Origin of the sequence: Cellulomonas sp. (assembly GCF_036279715.1) — a bacterium.
Taxonomy (GTDB): domain Bacteria; phylum Actinomycetota; class Actinomycetes; order Actinomycetales; family Cellulomonadaceae; genus Cellulomonas_A.
This window is the reverse complement of record NZ_DASUIR010000066.1, coordinates 1-10,799: the sequence shown is the minus strand read 5'-3', so window position 1 is coordinate 10,799 and position 10,799 is coordinate 1. Positions and strand designations below refer to the sequence as shown.

At 71.9% G+C, this 10,799-nt stretch carries 14 protein-coding genes, 1 pseudogene and 1 riboswitch; of the genes and pseudogenes, 2 read left to right on the top strand and 13 right to left on the bottom strand.

The genetic code is table 11. The features are described from left to right. The 4 genes and pseudogenes from VFW79_RS07060 to VFW79_RS07045 form a co-directional block, all read right to left on the bottom strand. A pseudogene (locus tag VFW79_RS07060) lies at positions 1 to 1,538 on the bottom strand (glycine dehydrogenase (aminomethyl-transferring)); the annotation flags it as partial. 252 nt (positions 1,539 to 1,790) lie between these two features. Next, a riboswitch (glycine riboswitch) is annotated at positions 1,791 to 1,887 on the bottom strand. A 72-nt stretch (positions 1,888 to 1,959) separates the two neighbouring features. Further along, positions 1,960 to 2,415: a hypothetical protein gene (locus tag VFW79_RS07055; RefSeq protein ID WP_329676610.1), complete on the bottom strand. Its 456-nt coding sequence runs from the start codon at positions 2,413 to 2,415 to the stop codon at positions 1,960 to 1,962. Continuing rightward, the gene (locus VFW79_RS07050; RefSeq protein WP_329676609.1) at positions 2,412 to 3,500 is read right to left on the bottom strand and encodes a lactate/malate family dehydrogenase; all 1,089 of its coding nucleotides are present in this window, start codon (positions 3,498 to 3,500) and stop codon (positions 2,412 to 2,414) included. The genes VFW79_RS07055 and VFW79_RS07050 overlap by 4 nt, the downstream gene beginning before the upstream one ends. Positions 3,501 to 3,551: 51 nt before the next feature. Next, a complete protein-coding gene (locus VFW79_RS07045) occupies positions 3,552 to 4,094 on the bottom strand; it encodes a GNAT family protein (RefSeq protein WP_329676608.1) in 543 nt (180 codons plus the stop codon). 59 nt (positions 4,095 to 4,153) lie between these two features. Here VFW79_RS07045 and VFW79_RS07040 point away from each other — a divergent pair, with 59 nt between their 5' ends. Then, the gene (locus tag VFW79_RS07040; RefSeq protein WP_329676607.1) at positions 4,154 to 4,699 is read left to right on the top strand and encodes an MOSC domain-containing protein; all 546 of its coding nucleotides are present in this window, start codon (positions 4,154 to 4,156) and stop codon (positions 4,697 to 4,699) included. Positions 4,700 to 4,756: 57 nt separating this feature from the next. On the opposite strand, the gene VFW79_RS07035 is transcribed toward VFW79_RS07040, so the two are convergent. The 5 genes from VFW79_RS07035 to VFW79_RS07015 form a co-directional block, all read right to left on the bottom strand. Then, on the bottom strand, positions 4,757 to 5,932 hold the full coding sequence (locus VFW79_RS07035) for a pyridoxal phosphate-dependent aminotransferase (RefSeq protein ID WP_329676606.1): 1,176 nt from the start codon (positions 5,930 to 5,932) through the stop codon (positions 4,757 to 4,759). A gap of 39 nt (positions 5,933 to 5,971) precedes the next feature. Further along, positions 5,972 to 6,157, bottom strand: a complete 186-nt coding sequence (locus VFW79_RS07030) for a YegP family protein (protein WP_329676605.1) — start codon at positions 6,155 to 6,157, stop codon at positions 5,972 to 5,974. Positions 6,158 to 6,270: 113 nt separating this feature from the next. Next, positions 6,271 to 6,792 carry a GNAT family protein gene (locus tag VFW79_RS07025; RefSeq protein ID WP_329676604.1) on the bottom strand — a complete coding sequence of 174 codons (522 nt, stop codon included), beginning with the start codon at positions 6,790 to 6,792 and terminating at the stop codon, positions 6,271 to 6,273. Then, complete coding sequence (locus tag VFW79_RS07020) at positions 6,792 to 7,310, bottom strand: low molecular weight protein-tyrosine-phosphatase (RefSeq protein ID WP_329676603.1); 519 nt, start codon at positions 7,308 to 7,310, stop codon at positions 6,792 to 6,794. The genes VFW79_RS07025 and VFW79_RS07020 overlap by 1 nt, the downstream gene beginning before the upstream one ends. Positions 7,311 to 7,344: 34 nt before the next feature. After that, complete coding sequence (locus tag VFW79_RS07015; protein ID WP_329676602.1) at positions 7,345 to 8,250, bottom strand: LysR family transcriptional regulator; 906 nt, start codon at positions 8,248 to 8,250, stop codon at positions 7,345 to 7,347. Positions 8,251 to 8,409: 159 nt separating this feature from the next. On the opposite strand from VFW79_RS07015, the gene VFW79_RS07010 reads away from it, so the two are divergent. Further along, a complete protein-coding gene (locus VFW79_RS07010; protein ID WP_329676601.1) occupies positions 8,410 to 8,853 on the top strand; it encodes a CBU_0592 family membrane protein in 444 nt (147 codons plus the stop codon). On the opposite strand, the gene VFW79_RS07005 is transcribed toward VFW79_RS07010, so the two are convergent. From VFW79_RS07005 to VFW79_RS06990, 4 genes are all read right to left on the bottom strand, one after another. Then, positions 8,833 to 9,150, bottom strand: coding sequence for a hypothetical protein (locus VFW79_RS07005; protein ID WP_329676600.1), 318 nt, complete (start codon positions 9,148 to 9,150; stop codon positions 8,833 to 8,835). The two genes, VFW79_RS07010 and VFW79_RS07005, sit on opposite strands and share 21 nt — an antisense overlap. 80 nt (positions 9,151 to 9,230) lie before the next feature. Then, positions 9,231 to 9,653, bottom strand: coding sequence for a hypothetical protein (locus VFW79_RS07000; protein ID WP_329676599.1), 423 nt, complete (start codon positions 9,651 to 9,653; stop codon positions 9,231 to 9,233). Positions 9,654 to 9,778: 125 nt separating this feature from the next. Further along, on the bottom strand, positions 9,779 to 10,177 hold the full coding sequence (locus VFW79_RS06995) for a hypothetical protein (protein ID WP_329676598.1): 399 nt from the start codon (positions 10,175 to 10,177) through the stop codon (positions 9,779 to 9,781). Between the two features lie 113 nt (positions 10,178 to 10,290). After that, positions 10,291 to 10,799 (bottom strand): hypothetical protein (locus VFW79_RS06990; protein WP_329676597.1); only part of this gene is annotated, 509 nt, incomplete at its 5' end.

Here is a 10,799-nt window from a genome sequence, read left to right as displayed (position 1 = left end):
GGGATCATCGTGCGGTCGAGCGCGAGGTCCTTGTCGGAGAGCCGGCGGAGGTAGCGCAGCATCGCGGTCTCCGACCGGTACCGGTGGAAGACGGGGTGCGTCAGGAACTCCGACGTGCGCCGCAGCTGCGTCAGCAGGTCGGCGGGAGGGGTCGGCTCGCCCACCGAGACCCGCGGAGCGCCGCCCGCGACGAACGCCGCGACGACGGCCTCGAGGTGCTCGGGCGTCGTCGTCTCGTCGCACGCGACCTGGACGTGGTCGGCGTCGGGCGCCCAGAGGTTGATGCCGCGCGCAGCGGCCGCGGCCACGACCACGGCGGCGCGACCCGGGACGACAGTGCGGATCGTGTCGAAGAACGCGTCGTGCTCGACGACGACGTCGACGGCGCGCAGGTCCTTCGCGAGCGCCACAGCCCTGCGGTGCACCCGCTCTGCGATCGCCCGCAGGCCGTCGGGCCCGTGGTAGACCGCGTACATCGACGCCCCGATCGCGAGCAGCGCCTGCGCCGTGCAGATGTTGCTCGTGGCCTTCTCGCGGCGGATGTGCTGCTCACGCGTCGCGAGCGCGAGCCGGTAGGCGGGGGCGCCGTCCACGTCGACCGAGACGCCGACGAGCCGACCCGGGATCATCCGCTCGAGGCCGGTGCGCACCGCCATGTACGCGGCGTGCGGCCCGCCGTAGAACAGCGGGACCCCGAACCTCTGCGCCGAGCCGACCGCGACGTCCGCCCCGAGCTCGCCGGGGGGAGTCAGCACCGTGAGCGAGAGCAGGTCCGCGGCGACGGTCACGAGCGCGCCGGCCGCCTTGGCGGCCGCGATCAGGGGAGCGAGGTCACGGACGACCCCGGACGCGCCGGGTGCCTGCAGGACGACGCCGACGATCCCGCCGGGGCCGACGTCGGGCAGGCCCGCGCTCAGGTCCGCGACGACGACAGGGTGTCCGATCGCCTCGGCGCGCCCGCGCGTGACCGCGATGGTCTGGGGCAGGCACTCCGAGTCGAGCACGACGACGCCGTCGGGACGACCCTTCACGGCGCGCCGCATGAGGGCGACGGCCTCCGCGACCGCTGTCGCCTCGTCGAGCAGCGACGCGTTCGCGACCGGGAGCGCCGTGAGGTCGGCGATGACCGTCTGGAAGTTGAGCAGGGCTTCGAGCCGCCCCTGGGAGATCTCCGGCTGGTACGGCGTGTAGGCCGTGTACCAGGCGGGGGACTCGAGCAGGTTGCGGCGGATGACCGGCGGCGTGATCGTGTCGGAGTAGCCCTGGCCGATCATCTGCGTCATGACCGTGTTCTTGGCGGCGATCGCCCGCAACGCCGCGAGCACCTCGGACTCGCTGCGGGCCACGGGCAGGTCGAGCGGACGCTCCGTGCGGATCGACGCGGGGACGGCCGCATCGATCAGCGCGTCGAGGGAGTCGTAACCGAGCCGGTCCAGCATCGTGGCCGTGTCGCGCGATCGAGGGCCGATGTGCCGGTCCGCGAAGTCACGCGCGGCGTCGGTCCGGTGGGCCAGCTCGACGGAGCTGAGGTGCGTCACGGCCGTCTGGCCGAGCGTTGCCGTCAGGTCGAGCGTTGCGGTCGGGTCGAGCTCGGTCACGTGGGCCTCCGGGAGTCGTCCGGCGGGCACCGGGACGGACGGGTGGCCTCCCCGTTCTGTCATCCGCCGGCCCGAGGGCATGCGACCTGAGAGTTTTGCCGGTCCGCCATGTGCCCTTGTGGGGCCCCGGGGCGCGCCGGCTTGCACCGTCGGTGGGTCGTCCGTTGCCGAGCGACCGCTTTCCAGAGTTGCCTCGCCGTGGCGGTACGGGGGCCTGAGAGTTTCCCGGGGAGGGCTTGCTCCTTCGGCGCCTCGCCGTGGAACGGGAGGACTCTCCCGCCGCGGTTCGAGCAGCGTGTTCAGTTGGACTGCGCCGCCAGCGTACCGGGCGGCGAGCCCAGCCACTGCTCGACGTCCGGCCTCACATCCCGACGATCACGGTTGCGGTCATCGCCGCGCCCTGTTCGCGGGCCCGCGCGATGACGGTCGTCACGTCCGCGAGCGAGCCCTCGACGAGCACCGGCTGACTGGCGGACGCGTCGCCGGACCAGCGCACGTCGGCGTCGTCGGGCGGCGTGAACCCGACGCCGTCGGGCATCCGCACGACCCCCGCGGCACGCACGGCGGGGTCGTCGGCCGAGCGCACCTCGACCGAGCGGATCACCGAGAGGCGCTCGACGGTCCGGACGAGCAGCTGCTGACGCCGGGCGCTCGCGCGGAACGTGACGGCGATCGTGCCGGCGTCGCCGTCGACAGCGCCGGTCGAGAGCGACTCGAAGCTGACCCCGCGGGTCGAGAACACGCTGGTCAGCGCTGTGAGCGTGCCCGGACGGTCGGTGCCGCGCACGAGCGCGACCCAGCGCTCGCCGCCGTTCACGCGGCCGCTCCGGGTCGGCCGAGGTCCCACGGTGCGAGGGTCGCGTCAATGCGGTCGCGGCACTGCAGCAGCAGCTCGGCTTCGTCGGGAGCGGGCTCGTCGAGCAGCACGCGCGTCCACCCCTCGGGCCCGAGCACGACGGGCACACCGAGGACGCCGTCGAGCCGGTGGCCGCCCACGCTCACCTCGCCGGCGAGCGCGACCTGCCCGGCGACGACGATCTCGCGCCCGTCGAGCAGCGTGTCCACGAGCTCGACCGTCGCGTTCGCGGTGCCGGCCGCGGTCTTCGAGCCGCTCTGGTGCGTCATCCAGGGCCGGGCGACCGCGCGCAGGTCGGGCGGCCAGGTGTCGATGAGGTCGAAGGCGGCGCCCATGTCCTGCGCGGCGATCGCGAGCAGCCGGGCCTGCGCGTCGGCGAGCTCGGCGCCGAACGTCGCGAGCGTCCGCCCGCGGCGCAACCCGTCGATGGCCCGACGACGCTCGTCCACGTCGAGCCCGCTGATCCGCACGGTCGACCAGAGCGGCACGAGGTCCATGCCGTGCTGACCTGCGACGAAGCCCCCGATGCGGTGTCGACGCAGGCCGAGCGAGACAGCGATCTCGCGGCGGAACCGCAGGGTGTCGAGCCAGGCGCCCATGCCGATGACCCGGTGCCGCCCGAGCGCGCGCGCCATGACGGCGACGCCCAGCTCGACCGGGTTGGACACGACGACGACGACCTCGTGGCCCGACCCGTGCACGGCGAGCGCACGGGCGTAGGACTCGAACACCGCGTAGTTGTCCGTGGCGAGCTGGGAACGGTCCGTCGAGCTGCCCGCGGTCGGCGGGGTCGTGCGGCCGGCCGCGACGACGATCACGTCCGCGACGACGTCGTCCGGGTCGAGCGCGACGTCGATCAGCGGTGCGTGCTCGTCGTACGCGTCCATGAGGTCCGCGCGCAGACCGTACGTCGCGCGCGCCGATGCGCCGCCGGGACGCCCGAGGAGCTGCAGGCGGGACGACGTCGGGAGCACGCGCCGCTCGATGAGCTGCGTGCAGACCTGTCGACCGATGTCACCCGTCGCACCCAGCACCGCCACGTCCATGCCCCTGACCGTACGGGCCGCACGTGTCGAGCGCGTTGCGGACGGTTGCCGCTAGCCGGTCGGGTCGCCTGCCGGGACCTCGTACACGATCTCGAGCCCGTCCTCGTCGTCCCACTGGTCGCCGACCTCGACGAACCCGTGCGCGAGCACGAGCCCGCGCGACACGGCGTTGTCGGGGCTCACGGACGCGCGCACGACGCGGACGCCGGGCTCTGCCGCGGCCCGCGCGAGCATCCACCGCAGCGCGGCCCTCGCGTAGCCGCGTCGACGCTCCGCCGTGTCGATCGAGTAGCCGACCTCGACCATCCCGGCGTCGTCGGGCGGACCGTGGAAGCCCGCGCGGCCGACGACGCGACCTGTTGGCTCGTCGACGACGACGCCGGTGACCCAGGCGGCACTGCCGGGGTCGCCGGTCACCTGACCGACCCGCATCTGCCACAGGTGCCGCGAGTCGGGCTCGACCAGGTACGGCGTCAGCGGGACGGTCACGTGCCGCTGCGCTTCCACGAGGTCACCCGCGGCGAGTGCCCGCAGCGCGGCGAGGTCGAGCTGCACGATGCGCACCGACTGCTCGTGCTCGGGGGAGTCCACCACGCGCCGATGCTCTCAGGCCCGGCGGGCCATGGCCTCATGCTTTCCGATAGCGTCCGGAGATGGCTTCAGGTGGAGTGGTCGTGGCCGTGAGCCGCAGCGCCGTGCACGGGTTCGCCAAGGTCAACCAGGACCTCGTCCGGCTCGCTGCCGGGGTCGGCGTCGAGGGGGACGTGCACTCCGGCGCGGCGGTGCAGCACATGTCGCGCCGCGGACCGAACCCGCCACCGAACCTGCGGCAGGTCCACCTCATGCAGACCGAGCTGTTCGACGAGCTCGCCGGCCGCGGGTTCACGGTGGCTCCCGGCAACCTCGGCGAGAACGTCTCGACCCGCGGCCTCGACCTGCTCAGCCTCCCCGTCGGCACGCGGCTCCACCTCGGTGAGACCGCCGTCGTCGAGCTCACGGGCCTCCGCAACCCGTGCACGCAGATCGACGGTCACCAGGACGGCCTCATGCGGGCGGTCCTCGACCGTGACGCGGACGGCAACCTGATCCGCAAGGCCGGGGTCATGAGCGTCGTGCTGGTGAGCGGCCTCGTCCGCCCGGACGACGCGATCGCCGTCGAGCTGCCCGAGGGGCCGCACACCCCGCTGGCCCCGGTCTGACCCGTCAGTTGCGGCCGGACCACCTGGCTGAGCCGGCGACGCCACCGGCTGCGGGGGTCAGAGCGTGCGCTGCCACGCCACGATGCGGTCGACCGCCTCGCCGACCACGTCGACCGACGACGCGAACGACAGCCGCACCCACTTGTACCCGTCGACCGTGTCGAAGTCGGTCCCGGGCGTGAGCGCGACGCCCGTCTCGGCGAGCAGCCGCGCGCACCACGTCACGGAGTCCAGGCCCGACGCGACGATGTCGGCGTACAGGTAGAACGCGCCGTCGGCCGGGGCCACGCGCATCCAGCCGAGCTCCGGCAGCCGCCCGAGCAGGAGGGAGCGGGCCGCTGCGTACTGCTCGACGTTGGCCCGCGCCGCCGCGTACCCCTCGGGGCTGAACGCCGCGACACCGGCGTACTGCGCGAGCGCGGGTGGGCACAGCGCGACGTTGCTCGCGAGCGCGTCGATCGGGGTGATCAGGTCGTCGGGCAGCACGAGCCAGCCGAGCCGCCAGCCGGTCATCGCCCAGTACTTCGAGAACGAGTTCACGACGACTGCACCCTTGTCGAGGTACTGCGCGGCGGTCGACTGCTCCTGGCTGCCGGGCCCGCCGTAGGTGATGCCGTGGTAGATCTCGTCGCTGACCAGCCGCACGTCGAACTCGGCGCACCAGGCGGCGAGCCCCGCGAGCTCGTCGGGCGCGATCATCGTCCCGGTCGGGTTCGCCGGGCTCGCGACGACGACGCCGTCCAGGCCACCCTCGACATAGGCGTCGGTCAGCTGCTCGAGCGTCGGCTGGTAGCGGGTCGCGGGCCCGCACGCGAGCTCGACGACCTCGCAGCCGAGTGCGGTGAGGATGTTCTTGTAGGCCGGGTAGCCGGGCCTGGCCAGCGCGACCCGGTCTCCCGCGTCGAACGCAGCGAGGAACGCGAGCATGAACCCGCCCGACGACCCGGTGGTCACGGCGATACGCGCGGGGTCGACGTCGACGCCGTACCAGCGCCCGTAGTGCTCGGCGATCGCGGCGCGCAGCGGGGGAGCGCCCATCGACTCGGTGTACCCGAGGTCGCCGCTCGTGAGCAGCGTGATCGCGCGCTCGCGGACGACGTCGGAGGCGCCGGAGGACGGTTCGCCGGCGCACAGGTTGAGCACCGACTCCCCGGCGGCCTTGCGCGCGTTGGCTGCCGCCAGGACCTCCATCACGGCGAAGGGTGGGACGTGCGAGCGGCGCGAGACCTTCATGACCACATCCTCCCGCGCCGCGCGCCCGTCACGCTGCGGTCACGCTGTCGCAGTCGTCTCATCGACCACGGTCGCGCCCGAGGCGTCGGACTTGATGCGGTCGATCGCGCCCTGCGCGGAGGCCTTGGCCTTGTAGCCCTCGCTCGCCGCGAGGACGTTTCCGTTCGTGGCGACGATCCGGAACCGGAACTCCCCGGCCTTGTCCTTGTAGATCGTGAACTTCATCGTTCGCTCCACTCGACCGCGCCGGCTCTGGCGCCGACGGACAGCGCAAGTCTTGCGCTGTGTGCCCCACCGCGCGCGGCGTCCTGCGGCGAGCGCCTGCTGGAGCGTCCAGGTCAGTCCGCGACGTTCGTCAGCACCTGGAACAGGACGTGGTCCTGCCACGCCCCGGCGATGTTCAGGTACGCCGGGGCGACGCCGAAGCGGACGAACCCGTTGCGTTCGAGCACGCGCTGCGACCGCACGTTGTGCAGCAGCGTCCCGGCCTGGACCCGGTGCAGTCCCAGCTCCTCGAAGGCCACCCGGAGCATGTCGCGGACGGCGGCGGTGGCGAGGCCGCGACCGTTGTGCGACGCGCTCAGCCAGTAGCCGAGGCTGCACGACTGGAACGGCCCCCGCGTGATGCCTTGGAGCGTGATGCGCCCGACGACGCCGCCGGAGTCGTCGACGATGATGTGCGGAAGGGTTGATCCCTGCTCGTGCTGCTCGAGCGCGGTCCGGATGACCTCCTGCTGGCCGTCGTCCGTGAAGTACGCCTCGGGTCGGATCGGCTCCCACGGAGCGAGGAACTCCCGGTTGGCCCGCAGGAGCTCCGCGATGACCGGGGCGTCGTCGAGGGTGATTCGTCGGGTGAGCATCACGGCACCACGATCGCCGAGCGCACGTGCGTGACGATCCCGTCCGCTGCGGCCTCGATCTCGTCGAGGCACGCCTCGAACTGGTCGGGGCCGCCGTACCAGGGGTCGTCGACGTCGAGGAGGTGCTCCGGGCCGCCGTCGGGCACGGGTGGCGCTGCCGGGTCGAACGCCCGGTACATCACGATGCGGCCCGCTGCGTCGATGTCACGAGCGAGCCGGCGCAGCGCCCGTGCGTGCGTGCTCGTCATCGCCAGCACGAGGTCGCGAGCCGGCAGGTCGGTCGCCCTGACCTGGCGGGCCGTGCGACGCGGGACGTCGTAGCCGCGGCCGGCGAGAGCGGTCCGCGCCCGCGGGTCGATCGGGTTGCCGTGCTCCTCGCTGCTGATCCCCGTCGAGTCCACGACGACCAGCTGACCGAGCCCGGTCGACTCGAAGCGTGCACGCAGCACGACCTCAGCCATGGGTGACCGGCAGATGTTGCCGGTGCAGACGGTCATGACGCGGTACGGGGTGCTCATCGGTCCATGATCGTCGACCTGAGCCACCGGGTCATCAGGCGAGCTCAAGCTCCGCGGCCACGTCGAGCAGCACGTCGAGGACCGCGGCGACCGCCGGGCCTGGCTCGCGCCGGGTCGCCCGGTGCCGTGCGACGAGGCGTCGCGACCCGAGGCCGGGCACCGTCACGATGCTCACCCCGGTCGGCACGTCGCCCTGCAGCGCGAGCGCCGGGAGCATCGCGACGCCCTGACCTGCGGCGACGAGTGCGAGCGCGACGTCGAAGTCGTAGTACTGGTGGCGCGTCCGGACGCGTGTCCCGAGCGTCGCCGCGACACGACCGAGCGCGCGGGCCGCAGCGGTGCCCTGCTCGGCGCCGACCCAGGTGGCGTCGCGGAGGTCGGCGAGCTGCGTCGGCGCTGCCACGGAGGCGGGCAGGACGAGTCGCCACGGCTCCTCGAGCAGGATGGTGTCGCGCACCCCGCGCGGGACCGTCGCGTCGGAGTCCTCGTCGCGCTCCATCAGGACGATGTCGGCGTCACCGTCGCGCAGCCGACGCAGCGACTCGGCCGGCTCGCGCTCCTCGACGGCGAGGTCCAGCCCGGGGTACCGCTCGGCGACGACGGCGAGCGCGGGCCCGACAACCGCGCGGATCGCTGTCTGGAACGCGGCGATCGTCACCCGACCGGCAATCTCGCCGCCGAGGGTCGCGATGGCCTTGTGCGCGTCGACGAGCTCGGCCTCGATGCGCTCGGCGGACTCCGCGAGGATGCGCCCGGCGCGGGTCAGGGTCGCGCCCCGGGGGCCGCGGACGAGCACCTGGACGCCCTCCTCGGCCTCGAGCCGGGTGATCTGCTGCGAGACGGCGGACGGCGTCACGTGCAGCAGGTCGGCCGCCGCGTTGACCCCGCCGGCTCGGTGCACGGCCAGCAACACGGCGAGTCTGCGCGGATCGGTCGGCATAGGACGATGATACCGGCTCACATCAGTTTGGCTTACTACCTGGTTGACCTTAGTTCATTTGAAGTGAACTGCTCCGTCGGAGCAGACTGGGCCCACAGCCGCACCGGGTCACCCCCGACCGACGGCCGTCGCCGTCCCGTCGTTCTCTGGAGCCCGCTCGTGCACGCCCTCGTCACCGCCATCGGATGGATCGGCGCCGTCACCTGCGTCGGCGCCTACGGGCTCGTGTCGCGCGGCACATGGTCGGTGTCGTCCCGGCGCTTCCAGGTCACGAATGTCGCCGCCGCGCTGATGATGTGCATCGTGGCCGCTCGCGGGCACGTCTGGGCGTCGGTCGCCGCGAACCTCGTGTGGGCCGTGATCGGTGCCCGCACCATCGCGACCGTGATGCGGGCGCGTCGGGCCCAGACGGACGTGTCGTCGAGCTGCGCACGCGCCAGCCGATCCGACGGCATGCGCGCCGACCTGGGCGACGGCCGACCGGGCGTTGCGCACGGCGACCTGCGCGACGGCGCCTCGATCGAGCCGATCCGAGTCAACGTGGCGGTCCCGGAGCTCGAGCTGTCCGGGATGCGCGCGAGCTCAGTCGGCCTCGTCGCCTGAGCCGGCGAGCGCCCGCAGGCACTCCAGCAGGCGAGGAGCTGTCGAGGCGACAGGCCCGAACAGCTCCGGGGACGAGAGCTCGAACAGCGCCTGGGCGAGCATCTCCGCAGCTGTGGCCTCCATCGCCACGTCGTCGCGACCGGCGATGGCCTCGGCCCACGACTCCAGGCCGTCAGCATCCAGCCCGCCAAGAGCGTGCGACTCCAGCGCTGCGACCACGTCAGCGACACCCAGGACGGCGAGCTCGTCAGGGCTGTCCCAGGGGAACTGCCCCAGATTCTTGATGCTGTCACCCACCGGTATGCGTCGCCGCAACAGATCATTCAGCGCGTCTACCCGCCGAGGGTCTGCCCCGTGGCTGCGTGTTCGGTCCGCGGTCACCATTCGGTCAGGCGTTGCCGGATGGCGCCCTCCGCCTCCGGCAGTGACTCGTGGCTCAGGACGAGTCCCAGGAGGTCCGCCGCGAGCGAGAACGCATGCACCGACGACCCGACCTCGTCATAGGCGGCACGGTCGATCGTGATCACGCCTGGCCGAGTGATCTGCGTCATGAGTGCTCCGGGGATCCACTCGATGAACTCCTCGGCCAAGCCGGGGACCAGGTCGCGTCCGAACGCGCCGGGGCACGTGGTCGCCGCCCCGGTCGGACGAAGCTCGGAGATGTGGAGCTGGACTTCGAGCTGTTCCGCCGTGCTCGGCGCGAGCACTCCGCCGATGAGCGCTGATCGAGGATTTCCGCTCACTCCTTGGAAGATCTCGACGCAGGCTCGTCTCGCCGCGCGCACGGTCTCACCCGGCATAGGCAGGGAGTCCCTGCGCACCTCGTGCGACGGGTATTGAGCAAGAGGGCGGTCGAGTGCAACGGCTACCCAACGGTATCCGATCTTCACGATCATCATCGAATGGCTTCCCGACCTCCTCGGCGTCACCATTCGGTCAGGCGCTGCCGGATGGCGCCCTCCGCCTCGGGGATTGACTCGTAGTTCAGGACGAGTCCCAGAAGGTCCGCTGCGAGCGAGAAGCCGTACACGGATGACTCGACCTCGTCGTAGGCGGCGCGGTCGATCGTGATCACGCCCGGACGGGCGAGCCTCGTCGCGAGAGCGGTCGGGATGCGCGCGATGAACTCCTCGGGAAGACCCGGGACCAGCTCGTGCCTGAACGCGCCCGGGTACGCCGCTACAGCCCCGATCGGGAGATCCTCCGACACATGCAGCACGACCTCCAGGTGATCTGTCCCGGGACTCAGCGTGCCGCCGAGCAGTGCCCGTTGCGGATGCCCGCCAGCTCGCTCGAGGATCTCGACGAAGGCCCGTCGTGTCACGCCGATTGGCTCACCCAGCGTCGGTAGCGACTCCTTGCGTGTGTCGTGGGACGTGTACTGAGCGCGAGGGCAGTCAATTCCGAGATCCACGAGTCGATGACCCATCTGAATGATCATTGCAGTTCTATCCCCCAATATTCTCGCCACTTGATGCCGAATCGATCCGAGAACTGCTCTATCACCTCAGGATGGTAGTTGGTATACGTGGGGTGGGTCTGGCCCGCTATCGCGTGGGCCTCTTCCCATCCCATTCCTGTGTCCATCAGCTCAGCTTCCTTCATCTCGTGCCTCAGGAAATTCAGTTCGGTCTCGTGCAGAGGTCGGCCATCAATCGCCGCCGATCGTAGCCGTGCGAGCATCGCGTCGTTGGTCACGGAATGGTGCAGGCGCGACAGGTGCTGCTCCGCGCGCGCGATCTGGTCCGAGAGGGACGGTTCGATGCCTACAGGGGGGACCGGCACCGCCAGGTCCTCCGCGAGCGTGGCCGTCCGAGCGGCCGTTCCGAGGTCCGCGATCCCGTCGCCAACGCGAACCCCCGCAGAAGCGCTCCGCGCCGCGACCAGCCCGCCGCCTGCCGTGAGAGCAGCGAGCGCCGCGTCGGGAGCCAGGTGACCGATCGCAC

Bases quoted from the DNA above. Each gene is read 5' to 3' on its own strand.
- VFW79_RS07015 (WP_329676602.1), bottom strand. From the start codon at position 8,250: ATGCCGACCGATCCGCGCAGACTCGCCGTGTTGCTGGCCGTGCACCGA.
- VFW79_RS07040 (WP_329676607.1), top strand. From the start codon at position 4,154: ATGGCTTCAGGTGGAGTGGTCGTGGCCGTGAGCCGCAGCGCCGTGCAC.
- VFW79_RS07035 (WP_329676606.1), bottom strand. From the start codon at position 5,932: ATGAAGGTCTCGCGCCGCTCGCACGTCCCACCCTTCGCCGTGATGGAG.
- VFW79_RS07030 (WP_329676605.1), bottom strand. From the start codon at position 6,157: ATGAAGTTCACGATCTACAAGGACAAGGCCGGGGAGTTCCGGTTCCGG.
- VFW79_RS07020 (WP_329676603.1), bottom strand. From the start codon at position 7,310: ATGAGCACCCCGTACCGCGTCATGACCGTCTGCACCGGCAACATCTGC.
- VFW79_RS07050 (WP_329676609.1), bottom strand. From the start codon at position 3,500: ATGGACGTGGCGGTGCTGGGTGCGACGGGTGACATCGGTCGACAGGTC.
- VFW79_RS07025 (WP_329676604.1), bottom strand. From the start codon at position 6,792: ATGCTCACCCGACGAATCACCCTCGACGACGCCCCGGTCATCGCGGAG.
- VFW79_RS07000 (WP_329676599.1), bottom strand. From the start codon at position 9,653: ATGCCGGGTGAGACCGTGCGCGCGGCGAGACGAGCCTGCGTCGAGATC.